Source organism: Paenibacillus sp. J22R160, from assembly GCF_059692135.1.
Window position 1 is genome coordinate 449,669 of the sequence record NZ_JCAUAU010000004.1, and the last position, 21,582, is coordinate 471,250.

Here is a 21,582-nt window from a genome sequence, read left to right on the forward strand (position 1 = left end):
GACCTCCTGAAAACTCTAAGCATTCAATCTTATTAAGACTTAACAGCAAGCTTCGCAAGCGTTTCATCAACAAAAGCTTCTGTCATTTGCCCAATTTTTTTGACGGCTACTTTGCCGTCTGCACCAATAAAGAAGGTCGTCGGATAGTCCATTACGCCATACTGCTTGCGCACAATTTCCTTCGCATCCAACAGCACAGGCAGATTCAAGTTATACTGATCCATGAAACCTTGAACGGTCACTTTGTTCTTGTCGACGTTTACTTCTAAGAAAATGACGCCTTCTTTGCTCCATTTATCATATTGCTTTTGAAGAGCAGGCATTTCTTCCTTACACGGCGGACAAAAAGTTCCCCAGAAATTAATTAAAACTGGCTTTCCCTTGTATTCCGATAACTCATGTGTCTTGCCATCTAAGCCGACTAATGAGAAGTTCGTCGCTTTGTCGCCAACTTGAGGATATTTTTTACTGTCAGAAGCCGACAAATTCGTAATAATGGTAAACACGCCAATAATAAGCACGATCGCAAAGATCCCGATCTGTACCCATTTCTTTCTTGCACCCACGATTAATCACCTTCGCTTTTTCTTGAGCTATGTTAGTTTTTTCACATAGGGTAATACCTTTATTATAACGAAAAGAAGGCCAATTCTTATTGGCCTTTTTGAACGTTATGTGTCTTGAGAGCCTCGTTCCTGAGCTCCTCAACCTCTTTGGGCGTCAAGTGGCGAAACTTCGCTCTTGGCAAGCCTGTAAGAAAGATTGGGCCGAATTTAATCCGTTTCAATCGAATGACCGGGAAGGAAATCGCCTCGAACATCCGTCTGACTTGTCGATTCCTGCCTTCGTAGATCGTTATCTGAATGACGGACTCATTCTTCTCTAGATTCACATCCGCATATTCAACCTCAGCCGGCGCTGTCATCCCGTCTTCTAATTGTATGCCCGTTTTTAGCTTGTCTAATAACGTTCCGTGCGGCACCCCTTTGACGGTTGCTTGATATGTCTTCGGCACATGATGCTTAGGATGCGTGAGTAGATGTGCAAATTCACCGTCATTTGTTAAAATGAGCAAGCCTTCCGTATCATAATCCAATCGACCGACTGGATACACGCGTTCTTTTATGCCAGGCAAGAAGTCTGTAACTACTTTACGTCCCTCAGGGTCTGTCGCGCTTGTAATAACACCCTTTGGTTTATGTAAAATCACATAAATCTTCTTTTGTTGGCCGATAGCTCGTCCATCGACTCTAATCTCATCCTCAGCCGGGTTCACCTTCACGCCAAGCGTCGTGACAACTTCACCGTTCACTTGTACACGTCCCGCAGTGATAATTTCTTCACATTTCCGGCGGGATGCGACCCCCGCTTCGGCTAATACCTTTTGCAGTCTTTCCATTATCCGCTTTCACCTCAAGCTAATGATAACGGAGTTGACTGCAAATCACAAGAGTGCCAGCTCATCCAAACACTAAATAACAGATGACAATCGATGCTACGAACCCGACAATATCTGAAATAAGCCCGACCTTCAAGGCATACCCTGCCTTACGAATGCCAATCGCTCCAAAATACACCGTAATCACATATAAGGTTGTATCTGTGCTTCCTTGAACGGTAGAAGCAATCCGGCCGATCATAGAGTCAGGACCAAATTGCTCGATTAAATCAGTCGTAAAAGCGAGGGAACCAGCTCCTGTAATCGGACGTAGAATCGCTAGCGGCAGCACCTCGGTAGGAACACCGATGCTCTCAAAGAAAGGCCGCGTCCAGCCAATTAACAAATCCATCGCACCTGACGCGCGGAATACGGAGATGGCTACCATCATGCCCACTAGATGCGGAATGATTTTGATCGCCGTGTCGAAGCCCTCCTTGGCACCATCAACGAACGATTCATAGACAGGCACCTTGCGATAAGCCGCATATAAAGGGATGAACACGATCATGATGGGGATTGCCCATGCAGAGATGAGCGAAACGAAGGCATACATGCGTAATCATCCTTTCAGCGGAGGGATGGGAGAGCGAGACCTTCGATACCATCGATCCACAAAAATAGCAACAGCCGTCGAGATTATCGTAGCAATGAGCGTCGTACCCACGATTTCCGCGGGGTTGACGGAATTATAATTCATTCGTATGGCAATTAACGTTGTAGGAATTAAGGTGATGCTTGAAGTATTCAACGCAAGCAGTGTGCACATCGCTGTGCTTGCCGTGTCTTTATCCGCATTGAGCTTTTGCAGCTCTTGCATGGCTTTAATCCCCATCGGTGTTGCGGCATTGCCAAGGCCAAGAATGTTCGCACTCATGTTCGACATGATATAACCGATAGCCGGATGGTTCTTGGGGACGCTTGGGAACAAAAAACGAACGGCAGGCTGCAGTAATCTGGCAAGCTTGCTCAAAAGCCCGGCATCCTCGGCAATCCGCATCATGCCCATCCAAAAAACAAGCACGCTAATCAGTCCAAAGCAGACCGTCACGCCGCTCTTCGCACCGTCGAAAGCAGCTTGCGTAACAGCTTCAACATTCCCATTCAATGCAGCAACAATGAAGCCGATGACGATAAAAAACAACCAAATCCAATTCACCATGTCGAATGGCCTCCTTGTGAGCTCTCTAGTCCGCCCACTCTGATCTAGAGATCGTAAACAACTCCTGAATTAACATCCGGCAAATTAAACTATAATGCGAGAACAGCGTTTCTCGATAAGGTTTGCTCTCTTGAAAAGAGAACGTGGACTGGCTCTGTGCTTGCAATAACGGACTCGCTTTATCGTATATCGGCACCGTTTGAATCAGCTTCTGTTGGAGTGAAAACTGTAGGGTCCCCCGCTCAGCCAATCGAAACGCTGTAGACGCAGGATCGATCAGCTTCACTTGATGCGTCAACTGCGCCGCTTCACCTTCCGCTAGCGGATAAGAGAATGTTCTCCCTGCTACCCATGGTGTCCCTTCGACAGCATCGCCTTTGCTCACGATCGTCTGCAGGGGGTAGTAAGTAAAGCCGTATTGCAGCAGTCTTGCATGATCAGCCCAGTCATCGCCATCATTGAGCGTGACGACGGCGAGCTGTTGGCCGTTCCTGGTCGCCGAGGAAACAAGACAACGTTTGGCCAGCTTCGTGTAACCCGTTTTCACACCGTCTGCTCCTTCGAAGAGGGAGAGCATCTTGTTTTTGTTCAACCACGAATAATCCCAAGCTTCATTCGGGTTTGGCACCTTTTTCAACTTGGTCGAGACAATTTCCTTGAACACAGGATTTTTGAGCGCATAAGCCGTAAGCTTGGCCATATCATTTGGACTGGAACGATGGCCTTCACCTTCATCGAGCCCGGAAGGATTCGTAAAATGCGAATGATCCATGCCAAGCGAACGCGCCTTCTCATTCATCAGGTAAACGAAGCCTTCCACGCTTCCGCCTACATATTCCGCAATCGCTGTGGCTGCGTCATTCCCAGAGCGCAGCATTAAGCCATACAGCATATCATGCAGTCTCATCTCTTCGCCGAGCTTCAGGTAGATGGATGAGCCTTCTTTGCCAAAGGCCGTTTTGGTGACCTTCACTTTATCGTTCAACTTCCCTTGTTCAATCGCGATAATGGCGGTCATAATTTTGGTCAAGGAGGCGATCCGCATAGGCGTGTCCCCTTTTTCACTATAAAGGATGCGTCCGGACTCCACGTCAATTAGCGAGGCGCCAACCGCATTGGTACGAATGCCTGGCGGCGCTGCTTCCACTTGCGCCCAAGGTGCGAGCAATAGACTGATCAATGCGCTGCACAAGATGATGAACCTGACTCTTTTCTTCATCGTTATCCCCCTACTTACCAAATAGACAAGACAAAAACTTTGTACAAGTATATGCTTTTGAAATGGGGATATGTCCAAGTCCTGTTATTTACAAAAGGAGAATCAATCGGTATAATGAGTTCAAATTGAATAACGTGATCACCGGAGGAGCCTGTCATTGCAGGCTCCTTTTTGCCATTTTTCGCTTACTCCCGAGAAATAAGGTTACTAAAACGGAAGAAGATGGAGGTCAACTATGCTAACTTGGGTTGCTTTAATTATTTTTTTAATCACTTATGCATTCATTATTTCGGAAAAAGTCAATCGTGCTGTGATCGCTTTATTGGGTGCTGTGATCATGGTTTTCGCGGGTATTCTGGATGTCCACAAAGTATTCGAACAATACATTGAATGGGAAACCATCGCCTTGCTAATTGGGATGATGATCCTAGTCGGTATCACAAACCAAACGGGTATATTTCAGTTTGTTGCCATACGCGCAGCCAAAGCTGTCAAAGGTGATCCTATGAGGATCTTACTCGTACTATCTACGTTAACAGCGCTTGGTTCTGCCCTTTTGGACAATGTAACTACGGTTCTACTTGTTGTCCCCGTTACCATCGCGATCACGCGCATATTAGAAATAAACCCTGTCCCTTTTTTAATGGCTGAAATCATTGCTTCCAATATTGGAGGAACGGCCACGCTAATAGGCGATCCACCTAACATCATGATTGGGTCCGCGAATCCACATTTAACGTTTAATGCTTTTCTGCTCCATCTCGGTCCAATTGCACTAATCATTATGCTTGTATCGCTTGTCATGCTATACCTCATGTTCCGGAAGCAAATGTATCCCAATCCAGAACTGCAAGCCAAACTGATGGAAATGAATGAGCGAGAGGTCATCCAAGATCAGCAGCTCATGGTGAAATCCCTTATCATCTTAGCGCTGACCCTCATCGGATTTATGCTGCATGCGGTCATCCATGTAGACGCGGCAGTTGTTGCGATAACAGGTGCGGTTATGCTAATGCTTTTCGGATTAAAAGAACACGATATCGAAAAAGCTTTGGCCTCGATTGAGTGGGTGACGATTTTCTTCTTCGCCGGATTATTCAGCCTAGTCGGGGGGTTGCAGGAGGTTGGATTGATAAAAAAGCTGGCCATGTTTGCGCTTGATATAACAGATGGCAACATTCAAAGCGCCTCCTTGCTCATACTTTGGGGCTCAGGACTCGCTTCGGCAACCATTGACAACATCCCATTTGTCGCCACTATGATTCCTCTCATCAAAGATATGGCTGAAGGACTTGGCATTCCCGTAGATTCAGCACCAATCAACACGCTGTGGTGGTCGCTTGCCTTAGGGGCTTGTTTAGGTGGAAATGGCACCATTATCGGTGCGTCAGCGAATGTCATCGTGGCTGGCTTAGCGGCCAAAGAGGGGAATGGTTTTAGTTACTTGGCGTTTTTAAAAGTAGGCATCCCTATTACGTTGGTCTCTTTGCTGCTTGCGCATGTATACGTGTATCTACGTTACTTGCTATGAGTATAAATAAAAAAAGCTGTCACAGAGGACAGCCCAGAAGATAACCGATCACTTATACGATGAAATTTTGATTCTCGATGTTCGTTACGTTGTTGGCCCCGTTTGTTCCGACTGTGCCTGTCTTGGTGTTGAAGCCCTTGATCATACTTTGAATACGGTCTACAACCTGCGGCGCAGAATCTATGAGGCGCTCAAGAATATGCGTCTGGTTATCGAGAGGAACAACCTTAACGCCATTTTTGCCAACGACGAGGAATGCAATAGGTGTAATGGAGACCCCGCCGCCGCTGCCTCCTCCGAATGGAAGGGAAACCTTCGCATTGAGCGCATCGCTTTTGCCCATCGAGCCGCCATCAATCTCAATTTCGGAATCGGTCACGAACTCGCTGCCGCCCGCTGCAAAACCGAATCCGACTTTGGAAATTGGCATAATGACACTGCCATCCGGGGTTTCAACCGGGTCGCCAACAATCGTGTTCACGTCGACCATTTCTTTGATATTTTCCATGGCGACTTTCATGAGTCCTTGAATCGGGTGTTCTGACATGATAATATTCCTCCTTAGCGTTTTTCGCCATTAAAAACTGGCATCGGAAGCTTAAGTGTCTAAGACCAATATTGGTTCTTTTTTAGAGTACCCTTAGAGGAATATCGTTATGTACATTCATGAAGCTGTTTTAAGTCTCGACCTTGCTTTGAGAGCTATTTGAATCCAGGTCCGTATGCCGCCTTTTACTTTAGATGCCCTTGCCATCAGCCTGATGCCTGCAAAAACCATATGCCAGACGCGGATTCGGGCTGCAACCCGTACTTCCGTTGAGAAGTGTTTCTCATTAAATTGCGGTATCACATCTACCCGCGGCGTTGTCTTTACCTGAACGTAGCGCATGGTAAAGCCTAGAAGCGATGATTTGATCCCCCAGATCGCACCCGTTGTAATAGCGGTTTCCGGGGCATCTCCCACGCCTACGCGTGTAATCCACTTTAGATCTGTACACTCCACCTTAGCTAAGGTCTGTTTCGTCCAATCATACAGATTTAGGGTATGAACAAGGACGTCTTTGGTCTCTTTATAAAATTGAATCACTTTGTCCTTCGTAATATGATCCTTGCTCTCATCCTTTAGCTTGGCGTATGTTTTACTAACAACCTCAGATTTGATAAGGATCCCTTTCGTGAATCCTTTAAATTGTATTATGGGGATGACGTAACGATAGCGGATTAACCCAAATAACGCACGCATCTCCAAAGAAAGTGTGTCATTATCTTTCACTCTAGAGAAATAAAACTCTCCCCGAATGAAACTGAGCAGCACAATGATAATGGCAAGGATGACGACTAGAAGCACGAATCCTACCCACAACAACCCCATTCTCCCCCTTAGCAAAAAAACTCTACAGCTAGAAGATATCTTCTGGCAAGTAGAGTTAGTATGAGCTAATTTAGGAAATGAAATGCATTTATCGTTATTCGGTTTCCTCCGAAACATCATCCAGTGTAATTTGTTTCTGGTCCCCGCCCATCCGATCAAACAACATGCGCGTTTCTTCCTCCAAATCAAAATTCCCTTGAAAGCTGCCTGAATCCGGCAGTTCTTGGATGGAGCTGAGCCCGAAATACTCAAGAAATTGCTTGGATGTACCATACAAGATCGGTTTCCCTACAGCATCTGCGCGTCCGACTTCTAATATTAGATCTTTTCCTACAAGGGTAGCCAAAGCACGATCACATTTCACGCCGCGTATTTCTTCGATTTCAACTCTTGTGATTGGCTGTTTATAAGCAACAATGGATAAGGTCTCAAGTGCAGCTTGGGATAACGATGAACGAGAGGGTGTATAAGCCAGACGCTCAAAATAGGGCGCATGCTCAGCCAAAGTGGTTAACTGGTAAGCACCTGCCACCTCGACGATTTGGACACCTCTTCCCTTGCGTTTAAATTCCGTTCGCATATCCTTGAGTAAATCACGAACCAAATACAAATCAAGCTCCATGACCTCAGCTAACTGCTTGGCATCCAGTCCTTCGTCACCAGAGGCAAAGAGCAGTCCTTCAATAATTGATTTCATCTGCGGAAAACTGAGTGTCAATGTCAGAAACCTCCTCTTTTGCTTGAATAACGATATCTTCAAATAATTGATATTGATAGCATACGACTTTTTTCATTTTCATCAATTCAAGAATGGCCAAAAATGTGACGACGATCTCTTCCCGAGTCATTTCGTAATCGAACAATTTCGAGAAAAGCAGCTTGCCGCCTTTCACTTTAAGCAAATCTATAACCTCTCTAATCCGTTCTTTGACGGAAATCTCGTCTCTTCGAATTCTAGTAACAACATGACGGTTCGCCAGCTTGCGCAGAGTCCGCTGAAACGCGAATAACAAATCAGCAACGTCCAGCCCTTCAACTGGGTTCTCCTGCACATGAGGCAGGAATGGCGTCAAGTCTTCTGGCTCACGCGTGTAAACCAAGCTCCGCTCTACTTCCTTATCTCTGAGCATATCAGCGATAGACTTGTACTTTCTGTACTCAATAAGTTTAGCGACCAACTCTGCGCGAGGATCAAGCTCGTCTTCCATATCATCAAAATATTCATCAAATTCAATAACAGGCGGCTTAGGCAGCAGCATTTTGCTTTTGATAGAGAGAAGTGTAGCAGCCATAACAAGAAACTCACTTGTAATCTCCAACTCCAGCTCTTGCATGGCTTGTACATAAGCTAAATACTGATCTGTAATTTCTTTGACTGGAATATTATAAATGTCAAGTTCATTTTTATCGATAAGATGAAGCAAAAGATCAAGGGGGCCTTCAAAAGCTTCTAACTTATAGGTAACTTTCATGTAATCTCCCCCTTGTCATAGTGAAAATATATTCATAACAAACTGCGCGGCAAACGGGTAAATATGTGCCAATGCCCATTGGCCTGTAGGTGTAATCATCAGAACGATGACAAGAATAAGTGCATATCGCTGATTGCGATCCATCCATCTTTGATTTTTCGGAGGAATAAGGCCCTTCAGTATATACCAACCATCTAGCGGATAAAGCGGTAACATATGTATGAAGCAAATCATGAGATTGACAATGACACCGTACTGCAAATAGACTCGCCATTGTTCCACAACGATCGACTCGGATGCTCCTCCAAAAAATGATGGAAGAAAGAAATAGAGCCACCAGAAGAACAAAGCGAGCAGCAAATTGGTAAAAGGACCTGCTGCATACACGATTGTATGATAAAATTTTGGCTTTTTAAACTGCAAAGCCTCAACAGGCATTTTCTTCGACCAGCCATACGGACCAAAAACAATCATCGCCAACCCCAAGGCATCTAAATGTACCAAGGGGTTAAGCGATAAGCGTTTGCTGTCCCGAGCTGTCCGATCACCGAACAGCCAAGCAACTCCTGCATGTGCAGCATCATGGAGCGTCATAGCAATCAGGAAGGCAAGCAGCCTGGGAAGCAGTGATTCCAGATGATAATAAGAAAGCATTAGGAAGTGAACTGTTTCGTCAAGTTGGCCATCTCAATTGCCGTTACTGCCGCTTCCCAGCCTTTGTTGCCGGCTTTCGTACCTGCACGCTCAACTGCTTGCTCGATTGAATCTGTTGTTAAAACGCCAAAGATCGTAGGAACGCCTGTTTTGAGGTTAATTGCGGATACACCTTTCGCAACTTCGCTGCAGACATAATCAAAGTGAGGCGTTGATCCACGAATGACAGCACCTAGGGTAATAACAGCATCGTATTTCCCGCTCTCTGCCATTTTTTGAGCAATGAGCGGAAGTTCGAACGCTCCCGGTACCCAAGCGATATCAACTTCACTTTCCTGCACGCCATGACGTTTCAAAGCATCTTGTGCGCCGCCAAGCAATTTGGATGTAATAAATTCATTGAAACGACCTACAACGATACCATATTTCAAATTCTGCGATATTAAATGTCCTTCATAAATTGTAGCCATGATTACATTCTCCTTTTCTATATAAAAACCGTTATTCGTAATGTGTAGGGTCAGATCCCGCTGCCGGAATCATGGAAACTCAGCAAATGGCCAAGCTTTTGTTTTTTCGTCCGCAGGTAATTCACATTGTCCTCTTTGCTTGCCATTTGAATCGGAACGCGTTCAACGACTTCAAGGCCGTAGCCTTCCAGCCCCTTAATTTTGCGTGGGTTATTCGTTAACAGACGCAATTGCGTAATGCCGAGATCTTTTAAAATTTGTGCGCCAATTCCATAATCACGAAGATCTGGAGCGAAGCCAAGCTTAATATTCGCTTCTACGGTGTCTAATCCCTGCTCTTGCAAGGCATAAGCTTTTAATTTGTTGATTAGACCGATGCCGCGACCTTCCTGTCGCATATATAATAATACACCATTGCCCTCTTCATCAATCTGTTTTAATGCAGCATCGAGTTGAGGACCGCAATCACAGCGGTGAGAATGGAAAACATCTCCAGTTAAACATTCGGAGTGCACACGTACCAACGTTGGTTTGGATGGGTCAATTGTCCCTTTGACAAGAGCAACATGCTCTTTGTTATCCAGTTGGTTCGTATAGGCGATCGCTTTAAAGGTACCGAAATCCGTAGGAAGCTTAATTTCGACCTCACGCTCAACCAATTTCTCCTGTTGATTGCGGTAGTGGATCAAATCTTGAATCGTAATGATGTGCAAATCATGTTTCTTGGCAATTTCCATAAGATCCGGAACCCGAGCCATCGTCCCGTCTTCCTTGATGACTTCACAAATGACCGCTGCCGGATAGGACCCGCATAGAACAGCCAGATCAACTGCTGCTTCTGTATGTCCGGCTCTGCGGAGTACGCCGCCTTTTTTGGCGATTAGCGGGAAAATATGACCTGGTCTGCGGAAATCCTGCGGTCTTGTATCTGGATTGATCAAGCCCATAACCGTTCTTGAACGCTCATGTGCAGAAATCCCCGTGCTTGTATCTACATGGTCTACAGAAACCGTAAAGGCGGTGCCATGATAATCCGTATTTCTTGCAACCATCGGCGGCAAGTCAAGCTCTTGAGCCCGCTCTTCTGTAATCGGCGTGCAGACAAGCCCGCGGCCTTCTTTGATCATGAAGTTAATCACTTCCGGCGTCGTTTTATCCGCCAGTGCGATAAAATCCCCTTCGTTCTCGCGATCTTCATCATCCACAGCGATAATTATTTTCCCTAAACTGAGATCCTTCAGTGCCTCTTCGATTGTACTGAATTTAATTTCTGTCATATTCACCTCTCCTAACCAAACTATCTTTGTAAGCTAGCCGCCATTACATAAAGCCATGATCCGCCAGAAAGCTCGCGGTAAGTGTGCTTTGCTTTTTACCGCCACCTTCTGAGGCATCAGCAGGACCGAACTTTAGCAGTCGTTCCATATATTTGCCCAGAACATCGCATTCCATGTTAATCGTATCTCCTGCTTTTTTATCATGCAGAACGGTTTGAGCCAGTGTATGCGGAATGATCGAAACGGCTAGGTCACGCTCTGTGACATCGACAACCGTTAGGGAGATCCCGTCAATGGTGATCGAACCGCCAGCTATGATATATCGGAAAATGTGTTTATCCTCTGGTTCGAACCGATAAACAACCGCATTTTCTTCTGGAATACGCGAAATGATCGTTGCTGTTGAATCCACATGTCCTTGCACAATGTGACCGCCGAAGCGGCCGTTCGCCGCCATCGCTCGCTCCAAATTCACGCGCGTGCCGGCTTGCAGCTTGCGCAAATTCGTCTTCCGGTACGTTTCCGGCATCACGTCTACGGAGAAAGATTCCTTATCAAACGAAATGACTGTCAGACAAACGCCATTCACCGAAATGCTGTCCCCCAGATGGACGTCCTCCAGGATTTTACTCGCACCAATCGTTAATACCATAGCTTGACCTACGCTATGAATGCGGCGCATGTGGCCGATTTCTTCAATAATGCCGGTAAACATGACAGCCCTCCACTCGTTAGCTCTGATAAATCGGATACCCGGTTAGGCATACATCCGGTCCGAACTGCTCGACCTTTAACCGGTCGAGCGTAATTGCATCATCCATCTTCGCGAAGCCTTCGAAGGTGATGTTCATGGGTGCTGCCTGCCCGCCGCCGATAATTTTCGGCGCAAACATCAGCACCAGCTTATCCAGCAGGCGCCGCTCCAGCATGGCGCCGCTAAGCTTGCCTCCACCCTCGAGGAGGATGGAGCCGATCTCGCGCTCGCCGAGCTGCCGCATGGCGAGCGTCAGGTCCACCTGCGGGCCGTCCCCGCAGGTGAGGACCGTGATGCCGCGCGCTTCCAGCGCGGCACGCCGCTCTGCGGGCGCCTGTGCGGTGGCGAGCAGGATCGTCGGCTGACGCTCCTGCTCGGTGAGCACCTGGGCGCCCAGCGGGACTCGCAAGCGCGAGTCCGCGACGATCCGTACCGGCTGCACAGCCGGTACGTCGCCGCGCGCGCTTAAGCGCGGGTCGTCGGCGATGACGGTATCGACGCCAACCATGATACCCTGATGCCGATGGCGCAGGGTATGCACGAATGCGCGCGATGCAGGCGACGTGATCCATTTGCTGTCGCCTGTTTTGGAGGCAATGCGGCCGTCGAGCGTGCTAGCCGTTTTCAGTGTCACGAAGGGCATACGCGTGACAATGTATTTATTGAAAGCCTCATTCATGGCTGAGGCTTCCTCTCCCAGTAGCCCAAAAGACACGTCTATGCCATGGGCACGCAGTTTGGCGATCCCCGTGCCCGCAACCTGCGGGTTCGGGTCGGTGCGCGCGACGACAACACGAGTAACACCGGCTTCAATGAGACGGTCGCTGCAGGGCGGCGTCTTACCGTAGTGGCTGCAAGGCTCGAGTGTGACATACGCCGTACTGCCCCTTGCTTCCTCGCCTGCCATCTGCAAGGCAAGAACCTCAGCATGGCCATGTCCGCGCTTTAGATGCGCCCCCATTCCCACGATACGTCCCTCTTTCACCAGCACGCATCCGACAACGGGATTAATCCCTGTTTGGCCAAGAGCACTCTCGGCCATTTGCAGAGCCAGCCTCATGTAAGCTTCATCATTCAAGACATGCATGTGTGTTCACTGCCTTTCCAAGCTAATTTGAAATAGAATGCAAAAAGACCCCTCCGTATATCGGATAGGGGCCAGAGATTGTTTAGGTAACACGAAGAAGCTTCATCCATTCACACTTGCTGCATTTTTGATCAAATCAAACAAGCACGACGTATCCATGCGAAAGCATAGACCTGCCGAATTTTTGTTCTCGTGAAAAAATGTACAAGCATGCATAGCGAATCTAATGTTCGCGTATTCCTTCTCCCATCCAGACTATACTGTCGGTCCCGGATTCTCACCGGGTCAGCCGTAGCGAAGCTGTATATCAGGTACCGCTAGCTTCAAAACGGGTCACGGACTAATCGTTAGCAGATAAATGATCCTGCCGTCGAATCACCGCCGGTGTGGAATTTCACCACGCCCCGAAGGTTTGCACACATATGAAAAGTAACTTATGAAAAATTTATCACTCAGTCATCGAAAAAGCAAGGCCTTTTTTGCCTCGCCCAACAAAAAACGACTCTTTTTGCACCTGTTCAACCCGATTTTGCCCTATAAGTAAACACCCCCCAAACCCTTTACAAGGCGGGAGGTGTTCAGTTCTTATAACCAAATTATAGCCCTACAGCTTTACCATCCAAGTTCCAAGATGGGTTAATTGGGATGCCCAGATGTTTAAGGGCCGTTATCATGACATCTGTTTGATTCGGTGCAGGCGAGATTAAGCCTGGAGTCGCTGCATTTCCGCTAACAATCACAAAAATCGTGCGCTCTTGAAGGCTATTGCCGCCATGGCTCGTTCCCAGACCGCCGTGATCCGTCGTCAAAATGATTATCCAGTCTTCTTGCGCGTACGTACTGCGGTTATGAATCGAATTAACAATCGCACCAATTCTTGCATCCGTCTGCTCGATAGCCGTCATGTACGGTGGTATCGTAGGTGAGAATCCATATGTATGCCCAGCATGGTCAACATCATCGAAGTGAATGAATGTTAAATCCGGACTGCCGTTTTGCATCAAACTAACGGTGTTGTCTCTCACTAAATCATCTGAGGTTACACTGAGTTCCGAGTCGATTCCAGCTATTATGTTGTCGTTAATTGGTGCCCAAGCAACAATGGAATTTGTAGATAGATTAGAGGCATATTGTTCGGCGCGCACCATCAGGGATGGATATTGCGTGAAGTTGCTTCCTGTGAAAGTATTGCTTGTTACGCCGTGTTTGTTCAGCCAAACACCCGTTTGAACCGTAGACCAGCCTGTCCCACTCCATGTATAGTTAGAATTGGCCATTGCGTTGAAACTGTAAGCGCCACTTGCGGTAAGTGCATCTATATTTGGTGTATTAGCTGCTTGCAGAGCGTCCGGACGGGTGCCGTCAATGCCAATTACAAGCACTTTTTTGCTACTGGAGCCTATTGCTGCCGATTGATACATATCTCTGATTTCATTTGCGCTAAGCGCCCTTTTGAAAATTTGAAGATGATCGAGATTTGCATTTAATTTACTTGGATAATTAAGCGTGCCATCTTGCGCAACAACAGTGGGGTAAGTCGTATTAATCGTAGTATTTTTTTGTGAGATATCAACAGAGGTTACTTCGACGCCATCCTTATAGAGTCGGGCCGAACCGTTCCGTTGATGAGATACGGTAATGAAGTGCCAACTGTTATCAGCCACTCCGGGTATGTAAGCGTCACTGCGAGTTTTGCCTTGAGGTGTGAAGTTCCATTTGATTCGCCCATCGGAGAGGAGGGAAACCATCCAACCCGTATTGGCACCGGTATTCCAATTTTTGTTACTAATAATCGATGGATCTCCTGTTACCCCGGAAGAGCGTATCCAGAAGGAAACGGTGAAATCGGCAGTTCCAAATGTCGTGGCGGGGGTACTGCCCAGATTTAAGTATTGCAAAGTTCCATTAAAGCCAATCCCTTGATTCATACGTCCGGCTGCAAAACTAGGAGAACCTTGCAAAGTGACTGGCACATTGTTCGGGGAAGTGTCTAATAGATTTCCATCAAGCTTGAGTTGAAGAGACGGATCGGTGGGCACAGAAGCACTTGCTGCAGGTACAAACGTAAGCACGCTTGTTAGCAGTGTAGCACTGAACAAAACCGACCTGATTTTACCTTTAAAAACACTTGCAAACATCATTAATTCACTCCATTGATCATAAATTCCAACAAAAACATAGGGTATAATGTATAAAGTGTTATGTGTTTAGTTTTTATTTGTTGGTAATTTCAGGTTAACATAGATAATCTCAGTTGTGTGTTAAGTTATTATGGAGCTTTGACAAGCAAAAAAAGAACCTGCTGATGGTTATCAGCAGGTTCTTCTCTATGCTTAGCTGTTTGAATTAAACTTCTACAACTTCTACTTTTTCCATCAAATCTCTGCCTTTGAAAGCATCGACTAATTCCATACCTTTGGATACTTTACCGAATACAGTATGTTGTCCATCAAGGTGAGGCTGCGGTTGGTAAGCGATGTAGAATTGGCTTCCACCTGTGTTTCTGCCTGCATGAGCCATAGCCAAGGAGCCGCGCTCATGTTTGTTAGGGTTGATTTCACAGTCAATTTGGTAGCCTGGGCCGCCAGTTCCTGTGCCGGATGGACAACCGCCTTGTGCGACGAATCCTGGAATTACACGATGAAAAACAAGTCCGTTGTAGAAACCGGAGTTTGCTAATTTTTCAAAGTTGGCAACGGTATTTGGCGCGTCTTTTTCGAAAAGATCGATAAGAACTTCGCCACCGCCTGCTAGTTTAATTTTTGCTTGTTTGGCCATTGTGGTCCACTCCTTTAGACAATAATATCTTATTCTACTATGAAACCATGCATTTCACAAACCTAGCTACATCTCGAGTATAATTCGGCCTTGGCCATGGCCGGTTTGACTGAAGATATGTGCATCCCGGACAGCATGAAGAGGGAAGGAATGGCCGATGACAGCTTTCCAATGCCCCTCCTCCATCCTCTGTGCGATTTCCACCATCGTCTCGGATGGCAGCAAGGCATTGGAAAATTCGGCTCGAATTCCAAGCTCCTGTGCCTTCTCCTGCGAGGGCTGCCCTGCAATAGAGAGGAGCAAGCCGCCTTTTTTTATTACAGCATATGAACGTTCTAGCGTTGTACCGCCAACGGTATCTAAGACGAGATCTACCTCACTGACGATATCTTCAAACTTACTCGAAGTATAATCAATGACCTCAGCAGCCCCAAAGGATTTAACCAGCTCAACATTGGCAGCGCTGCAGGTACCTATCACCTGGGCACCTGCCCAGACCGCCATCTGAACTGCAAATGAGCCTACTCCCCCTCCAGCCCCATGTATAAGCACTCGCTGTGCTCTCTGCAAGTTCCCGTGGTTAAACAATGCTTGCCAGGCTGCTGTCGCACCACCAGAAATCGTTGCCGCCTCTGCGAAGCTTACGCCAGACGGTTTGAGCGCTATACGCAGGACGTCTGTTGTGAGGTATTCGGCATACGCACCGTTGGAGCTGCGTCCAAACACGGCTTGCCCCTTCTGAAACTTCGTGACCCTTGCACCCACCACTTCAATCACCCCGGCAAAAGTCGATCCAGGCATATAAGGAAACTTCGTGGGGCGTATAGCTTTGAACAAACCTTGACGCCCCTTCCAATCAACTGGTAATACCCCAACCGCATGTACATGAACAAGCACTTCATCCTCCTTTGGCGAAGGACGATCCATCGTCTCTACCTGCAATACTTCAGGCCCTCCGTGCTGGTACACCGTTACCCCTGTCATCTTCAAGTTTTCCATCTATCGATCCCCTCTCTTCCGCTGAATTTGCTATCGCCCTCCCCTCATTGTAGAATGTATTTTACATAAAATAAAATATATCTAATGTCAATTATATATAACCTTGAGTATATGAATGATACGGAGGGACATCCTAAGATGGAGATGCTGCAGCTTCATTATTTTCAAGTGGTTGCCAAATTAGAACATATGACGAAAGCGGCTGAAATCCTGCGAATCGCGCAGCCAGCTCTTAGTAAGACGATTTCGCGGCTAGAAGCTGACTTGGGAGTTCCATTGTTTGATCGGCAGGGTAGACAGATTAAGCTGAATTCCTATGGCAAAGCCTTTTTAGTCAAAGTGAATGCCGCACTTGGTTTGTTGGAAGAAGGCAAGCGCGAAATTGCGGACTTGGCCGGTCTCGAGCATGGCCAGCTTTACATTGCAACTACCGCAATCAGCCGCTTTTCCGATCTGTTTGGCTCTTTTGCCGCTGAGCACCCCACGGTGAATTTCAAGCTAACTCAATCAACCTCGGAAGAGTCCAAAATGCATCTGCTCCTAAGTGGTGAAGTGGACTTCGCGATCACCTTCTGCTTGCCTTCTGATTTTGAAAACCAAGGAATCGCGAGTAGGCCATTTTTGACAGAACAAATATGGCTAGCTGTCCCACCCGGACACCGGTTAGTTGGTCGCGAAAGCATACATTTGCATGAAGCTGCTCAAGATTCGTTCATTGTTATGAAAGAGGGGCATCGCTTTCGTCAAAAAACGGATGCTTTATGCCAGCAAGCCGGCTTTTCGCCGAAAATCATCTGCGATGTGAATGACTTTTCCGCCATTAGCAGTCTCGTGCAAGCGGGAATGGGCGTATCCTTGGTCACTTCTTCACCTTCTGCCGTACAACGCAAAGACAATACTCCCCACCTGCTTCGCATCCATGAGCCGGTAAGCCAGCGCACCTTCCAGCTAGCGTGGCTGCGCAATCGATACTTATCCCAAGCGGCAGATGCTTTCCGCGACTATGTAACTTCCTATTTTCCGGATAAGAATCCCCGCAGCTAATAAAAAAACTATCCCTCAGGTCGTGAATGACCTAAGGGATAGCCCTTAATCAGCCTGGAATTCCAGGCTGTTTTCTATTTAAACAGTTTTACTCACTTGTTTCATTCTTGCAGGAATTAGATCGTTGCCGACAATATTGTCGAACGTTTCACGCTTCACGACAAGATCGCTTTGCCCCTCGCTCACGAAAACAACGCCTGGACGGCGAATACGATTATAGTTGCTTGCCATCGCGTAGTTATATGCGCCTGTGCAAGACACAGCAAGCACATCGCCCGAGTTCACTTTCGGAAGGTTCAAATCCCAGATCAACATATCGCCGCTCTCACAGCATTTGCCGGCAATGGATACGACCTCGGTCGGCTCCTCGGTAGCACGGTTCGCCAGCATAGCCTCATATACCGCCTCATACAAGGCAGGACGCGGATTATCCGTCATACCGCCATCAACGGAAACATATTTGCGCACACCAGGAATATCTTTCGTTGTTCCAACGGTGTACAGGGTCGTTCCTGCGTCGCCAACGATGCTGCGGCCTGGCTCTACCCAGATTTCGGGAAGCGGATATTCGTTGCGTCCAAAATTATCTTTAATCGCATCCGTAATAGCTTTCACATAGACGGAAACCGGAAGCGGAGTATCTTCATTCACATAACGGATCCCAAAGCCTCCGCCAAGGTTAATAACTTTGAAAGTAACGCCAATTTCTTGACGAACTTGAACGGCAAAGCTTGCCATTTTCTCAGCAGCCATGCGGAAGCCTTCCACTTCAAAAATTTGCGAGCCAATATGAGAATGAATGCCCAGCAGCTCCAAATGACTAAGCTTGGAAGACTCTTCTACCGCTTGGAATGCGGAACCATTGCCTAGATCGAAACCGAACTTGGAGTCCGTTTGGCCAGTGGAAATATATTCATGCGTATGTGCCTCAACGCCTGGCGTAATACGCAGTAAAATCTTCACTTTCTGACGCTTCTCACCAGCAATGGCGTTCAGCATTTGAAGCTCGATAAAGTTATCTACGACGAAACAGCCGATCTTCGCATCAATTGCCATTTCCATTTCATCAATTGTCTTGTTATTGCCATGAAAATGAATCCGCTCGGCTGGGAATCCAGCTTGAAGAGCCGTATACAGCTCGCCATCGGAGACAACGTCAAGGGACATTCCTTCTTCTTCAACAATACGGCACATCGCCATCACACAGAAGGCTTTACTCGCGTAAGCCACTTGGAATTTGAGACCTGACGCTTTGAAAGCATCTACAAACTCGCGGCAACGCTCGCGCACAAGAGCTTCGTCAAATACATATAAAGGTGTACCATATTCAGCAACCAGCTTCGTTGCATCGACACCACCGATTTCAAGGTGACCTTGACCGTTAATTTTACTTGTACCATGCAAATACATAGCTTCATTTCCCCCTCACCCTGAACCTGCTGCTACTCATATTCCGCTCAAACGGCCGAATGCGCATTACTATTTAAAGTAACATAGGAAAAGCGCATTTGACAATATCCTTCCTGCCCTAAATCGTAAAAAGGACAAGATGAAATCCCTTGTCCTTTTAGTTTATTACGGTTTGGGTTGACGTGTGCCATCGATCGGTTTTGTAAGGCTTAAGCGCGTTTTGGCTGCCAGCACAGGTCGGCGAAGAAGAATCGCAAAAAAGCTTTTCGCATTGAATGGAATGAGCGGCCACATGTAAGGGGCATTGTAGGACTTTCTTGTAGCGAGCCAGATCAGCCACACGGTCGATCCAACAACAAAACCCGGGACATGGAAGATAGCCACAGCAATGAGCAGTCCCAGCCGGACAACCCGGTTGGCAAGTCCCAACTCATAGCTAGGTGTAGCAAACATCCCAATAGATGCGAGGGCCAGATACAGGATCACTTCATTGATGAACAACCCCGTCTTAACGGCAATATCCCCCACCAGAATGGCGGCCACCAAGCCCATCGCAGTAGCGAGAGGAGACGGGGTATGCACCGCCGCCATCCGCATCAGATCGATCCCGATATCGGCAATTAGGAATTGAACAATCAGCGGCAGTGTTCCTTCTTTCTGTGGCCCAAGAAACTCTAGACCGGCAGGTTTTAAAGAGGGATCCATCACCATCATAAACCAAAGCGGAAGCAAGAAGATGGAGGACATAATGCCAGCAAACCGCACCCACCTTAAATAGGTGCCGATAAATGGCGTTTGTCGATATTCTTCAGCATGCTGGACATGATGAAAAAAGGTCGTTGGCAATATCATGACGCTTGGCGATGTATCGACAAACAAGCAGACGTGACCTTCTAGCAAATGGGCGGATACTACATCCGGACGCTCTGAATAGCGCACCATCGGATACGGGTTCCAGCCTTTATTAATAATAGCTTCCTCCAACTGCTTTTCAGCAAGGGGAAGACCATCAATCTTCAATTGGCTAATTTTCTCCTTAACAGCATCAACAAGATCCGCATTGGCAATATCATTAATATAACCGATGCAGACATCCGTTTTGGTTCGCTTGCCAATTTGCATAATTTCCAGCTTCAAACGCTCATCGCGGACTCTTCGTCTGACAAGTGTCACATTCATTAATAAGGTTTCTACGAAACCATCCCGAGACCCTCTGACTACCCGCTCCAAATCTGGCTCGCCAATCGAGCGGACAGGAAAGCTCTTGACATCGACGGCGATAGCAGCCGTCTCCCCTTCAATGAAGAAGGCAGTCCCGCCCATTAACACCTGTCCAACGATTTCGGACATTTTCTTGTAGGACTTCACTTGATTATGCGGGATTAGCTTATCCATGAAGGCTTCGAGCGTGTGGTGTGAAACACTTTCTTCACCGGCATAAGACAGACGTGTCAGAATATCGGTCAAAACGGTATCCTTAACGAACCCATTGCAGTAGAAGATCCCTACTCTTTTAGCACCGAACACCATTTCTCTGAGTACAAGATCGAAGCTTCGGTTGAGGCCAACGCGCTCCTCTAGAACTCGAGTTACATCCTTTAAATTATCTGGAATGTCCTCCTGAATTTTCAACTCCTTTTCCTCAGGAGTCATGTCCGTAATCGGATTATACTCAGATAAATTCCCTTCCTCATCAATCGCTAATTTGTCAGATTCTTCTCTAGATTCATTCTTATTCTCATGGTCATGGTCATGTTCGTTGTCATTCCCAGTTTTGACAATCACCTTCACGTCCTTACGCCTCCTTCAATGCTTAATAAAACAACCACTCAAACAAGGATCCAAACACTTTGCCGAAAATCATCGCCATGAGCAGCAATATCATATAGGAACCCATGCCCACCCGCTTGGCAAGGATTGGCAGCACGTTAATAATTTCAGTGAGCGCAGCTGCAAGCATACCAACAAAACAACCAGCGAATAGTCCTACAAAAGCAGTACTAATTGGAAATAGGGGGACCTTCATATCACTGAAATCTACCCAAGTAAACAAAAGAGAACCCAAAACAACCGCAACTTCATAGGCATGTATTTTTGAAAATGATCGTGTAATCTGCGCCAGCCTCGGGATAATGTCCAGAACCACAAGGAATGCCACCATACCGCTTCCAACGGCAATCCCTCCTGCTAAACCGATAAAAGCAATCAAAAGGACTTCCCCAAGGAGAGTCATCACTTCGACTCCCCTTCCTCATGAATTTTCATATACTCTTCGGTAATCACATAATGGTTTATATTTTCTTGGTACATAAACATTTCAACTTCAAGCGGACTTGGTTCTTCATTGAATTTCTTTTTAAACAAATGGTTGAAGAAAATAACCATCCCAACACCTATGCCCAAGGAATATGGAATTTGCAGAATGAGCGGGTGCTCTACCTTTTTGCCCGTCATCAGCTCGTAAATCCTTTGATGAACCTCCAACATGGAGACATCTGCATGGAAATTCATGATGGCCAGCCCTGAGCCAATGAACAAGAGAAGCCAAACCAATCCGATAAGTACTGGGCTTGCTTGTTTATTATCAGATAAAATCTCTAAGAGCACATGAGGTTCCCCGAAATGCTCAATTTGCAGCTCCGGGTACCGTTCTTTCACTTTTCGAACGATCAGCATCATATCAATCAGGACGCGATTGCCATCCTCCTGCTGCGGCCTATGAATAATAAGCTCGTTCAAGGCTGATTCATATTCAGGTTCCACAATAATTTGGGCGATATGCCGAAGCTGCACCACATTTCCCTTGCGAACATTCGCTTTCCGCCTGAGCCGGATATACAGATATGGAGCTCCATTATTAACCATGGTCTCACTCCCTTCACGACTTACGGGTATCATCCATGTATAGGAGTAGT

General features: G+C 46.8%; 23 protein-coding genes and 1 riboswitch. Of the genes, 2 read left to right on the forward strand and 21 right to left on the reverse strand.

The genetic code is table 11. The features are described 5' to 3' along the window. Positions 1–32: 32 nt before the first annotated feature. The 5 genes from AC58UW_RS12825 to AC58UW_RS12845 all read right to left on the reverse strand — a co-directional run bounded on the left by AC58UW_RS12825 (position 33) and on the right by AC58UW_RS12845 (position 3,819). A complete protein-coding gene (locus AC58UW_RS12825; RefSeq protein ID WP_497421029.1) occupies positions 33–566 on the reverse strand; it encodes a redoxin domain-containing protein in 534 nt (177 codons plus the stop codon). An 86-nt stretch (positions 567–652) separates the two neighbouring features. Next, a complete protein-coding gene (locus AC58UW_RS12830; protein ID WP_127451187.1) occupies positions 653–1,399 on the reverse strand; it encodes a pseudouridine synthase in 747 nt (248 codons plus the stop codon). A 61-nt stretch (positions 1,400–1,460) separates the two neighbouring features. Continuing rightward, positions 1,461–1,994, reverse strand: a complete 534-nt coding sequence (locus AC58UW_RS12835; RefSeq protein WP_497421030.1) for a spore maturation protein — start codon at positions 1,992–1,994, stop codon at positions 1,461–1,463. A 6-nt stretch (positions 1,995–2,000) separates the two neighbouring features. After that, the gene (locus AC58UW_RS12840; RefSeq protein WP_497421031.1) at positions 2,001–2,600 is read right to left on the reverse strand and encodes a nucleoside recognition domain-containing protein; all 600 of its coding nucleotides are present in this window, start codon (positions 2,598–2,600) and stop codon (positions 2,001–2,003) included. Positions 2,601–2,625: 25 nt separating this feature from the next. Continuing rightward, a complete protein-coding gene (locus AC58UW_RS12845; RefSeq protein WP_497421032.1) occupies positions 2,626–3,819 on the reverse strand; it encodes a D-alanyl-D-alanine carboxypeptidase family protein in 1,194 nt (397 codons plus the stop codon). Between the two features lie 235 nt (positions 3,820–4,054). On the opposite strand from AC58UW_RS12845, the gene AC58UW_RS12850 reads away from it, so the two are divergent. Next, positions 4,055–5,350: an ArsB/NhaD family transporter gene (locus AC58UW_RS12850; RefSeq protein WP_497421033.1), complete on the forward strand. Its 1,296-nt coding sequence runs from the start codon at positions 4,055–4,057 to the stop codon at positions 5,348–5,350. Between the two features lie 52 nt (positions 5,351–5,402). Here the strand turns inward: AC58UW_RS12850 and ytfJ are convergent, their stop codons facing one another. The 12 genes from ytfJ to AC58UW_RS12910 form a co-directional block, all read right to left on the reverse strand. Further along, positions 5,403–5,897: a GerW family sporulation protein gene (gene ytfJ / locus AC58UW_RS12855; protein ID WP_497421034.1), complete on the reverse strand. Its 495-nt coding sequence runs from the start codon at positions 5,895–5,897 to the stop codon at positions 5,403–5,405. 117 nt (positions 5,898–6,014) lie between these two features. After that, positions 6,015–6,716: a DUF2953 domain-containing protein gene (locus tag AC58UW_RS12860; RefSeq protein WP_497421035.1), complete on the reverse strand. Its 702-nt coding sequence runs from the start codon at positions 6,714–6,716 to the stop codon at positions 6,015–6,017. Positions 6,717–6,816: 100 nt separating this feature from the next. Continuing rightward, positions 6,817–7,419, reverse strand: a complete 603-nt coding sequence (scpB, locus tag AC58UW_RS12865; protein ID WP_497421036.1) for an SMC-Scp complex subunit ScpB — start codon at positions 7,417–7,419, stop codon at positions 6,817–6,819. Then, positions 7,403–8,194: a segregation and condensation protein A gene (locus AC58UW_RS12870; RefSeq protein ID WP_497421037.1), complete on the reverse strand. Its 792-nt coding sequence runs from the start codon at positions 8,192–8,194 to the stop codon at positions 7,403–7,405. Before AC58UW_RS12870 ends, scpB begins: the two co-directional genes overlap by 17 nt. 15 nt (positions 8,195–8,209) lie before the next feature. Beyond that, a complete protein-coding gene (locus AC58UW_RS12875; RefSeq protein WP_497421038.1) occupies positions 8,210–8,848 on the reverse strand; it encodes a site-2 protease family protein in 639 nt (212 codons plus the stop codon). Then, entirely contained in the window at positions 8,848–9,318 is a 471-nt protein-coding gene (gene ribH / locus AC58UW_RS12880) for a 6,7-dimethyl-8-ribityllumazine synthase (RefSeq protein ID WP_497421039.1), read from the reverse strand. Before ribH ends, AC58UW_RS12875 begins: the two co-directional genes overlap by 1 nt. Positions 9,319–9,368: 50 nt before the next feature. Further along, the gene (locus tag AC58UW_RS12885) at positions 9,369–10,595 is read right to left on the reverse strand and encodes a bifunctional 3,4-dihydroxy-2-butanone-4-phosphate synthase/GTP cyclohydrolase II (protein WP_497421040.1); all 1,227 of its coding nucleotides are present in this window, start codon (positions 10,593–10,595) and stop codon (positions 9,369–9,371) included. 43 nt (positions 10,596–10,638) lie between these two features. After that, the gene (ribE, locus tag AC58UW_RS12890; protein WP_497421041.1) at positions 10,639–11,310 is read right to left on the reverse strand and encodes a riboflavin synthase; all 672 of its coding nucleotides are present in this window, start codon (positions 11,308–11,310) and stop codon (positions 10,639–10,641) included. A 16-nt stretch (positions 11,311–11,326) separates the two neighbouring features. After that, a complete protein-coding gene (gene ribD, locus AC58UW_RS12895) occupies positions 11,327–12,436 on the reverse strand; it encodes a bifunctional diaminohydroxyphosphoribosylaminopyrimidine deaminase/5-amino-6-(5-phosphoribosylamino)uracil reductase RibD (protein WP_497421042.1) in 1,110 nt (369 codons plus the stop codon). Between the two features lie 234 nt (positions 12,437–12,670). Beyond that, positions 12,671–12,852, reverse strand: a riboswitch (FMN riboswitch). A 180-nt stretch (positions 12,853–13,032) separates the two neighbouring features. Then, on the reverse strand, positions 13,033–14,574 hold the full coding sequence (locus tag AC58UW_RS12900) for a LamG-like jellyroll fold domain-containing protein (protein WP_497421043.1): 1,542 nt from the start codon (positions 14,572–14,574) through the stop codon (positions 13,033–13,035). Between the two features lie 208 nt (positions 14,575–14,782). Then, positions 14,783–15,214 carry a peptidylprolyl isomerase gene (locus AC58UW_RS12905; protein ID WP_497421044.1) on the reverse strand — a complete coding sequence of 144 codons (432 nt, stop codon included), beginning with the start codon at positions 15,212–15,214 and terminating at the stop codon, positions 14,783–14,785. Positions 15,215–15,280: 66 nt separating this feature from the next. Then, positions 15,281–16,213 carry an NADP-dependent oxidoreductase gene (locus AC58UW_RS12910; RefSeq protein ID WP_497421045.1) on the reverse strand — a complete coding sequence of 311 codons (933 nt, stop codon included), beginning with the start codon at positions 16,211–16,213 and terminating at the stop codon, positions 15,281–15,283. Positions 16,214–16,324: 111 nt separating this feature from the next. Here AC58UW_RS12910 and AC58UW_RS12915 point away from each other — a divergent pair, with 111 nt between their 5' ends. Beyond that, a complete protein-coding gene (locus AC58UW_RS12915; protein ID WP_497421046.1) occupies positions 16,325–17,257 on the forward strand; it encodes a LysR family transcriptional regulator in 933 nt (310 codons plus the stop codon). Positions 17,258–17,335: 78 nt separating this feature from the next. Here the strand turns inward: AC58UW_RS12915 and lysA are convergent, their stop codons facing one another. From lysA to AC58UW_RS12935, 4 genes are all read right to left on the reverse strand, one after another. Next, complete coding sequence (lysA, locus tag AC58UW_RS12920; RefSeq protein ID WP_497421047.1) at positions 17,336–18,667, reverse strand: diaminopimelate decarboxylase; 1,332 nt, start codon at positions 18,665–18,667, stop codon at positions 17,336–17,338. 165 nt (positions 18,668–18,832) lie between these two features. After that, on the reverse strand, positions 18,833–20,458 hold the full coding sequence (locus AC58UW_RS12925) for a spore germination protein (RefSeq protein WP_497421048.1): 1,626 nt from the start codon (positions 20,456–20,458) through the stop codon (positions 18,833–18,835). Positions 20,459–20,480: 22 nt separating this feature from the next. Further along, positions 20,481–20,900 carry a stage V sporulation protein AB gene (locus tag AC58UW_RS12930; RefSeq protein ID WP_497421049.1) on the reverse strand — a complete coding sequence of 140 codons (420 nt, stop codon included), beginning with the start codon at positions 20,898–20,900 and terminating at the stop codon, positions 20,481–20,483. Beyond that, positions 20,900–21,532, reverse strand: coding sequence for a stage V sporulation protein AA (locus AC58UW_RS12935; protein ID WP_497421050.1), 633 nt, complete (start codon positions 21,530–21,532; stop codon positions 20,900–20,902). Before AC58UW_RS12935 ends, AC58UW_RS12930 begins: the two co-directional genes overlap by 1 nt. Between the last annotated feature and the right edge of the window lie 50 nt (positions 21,533–21,582).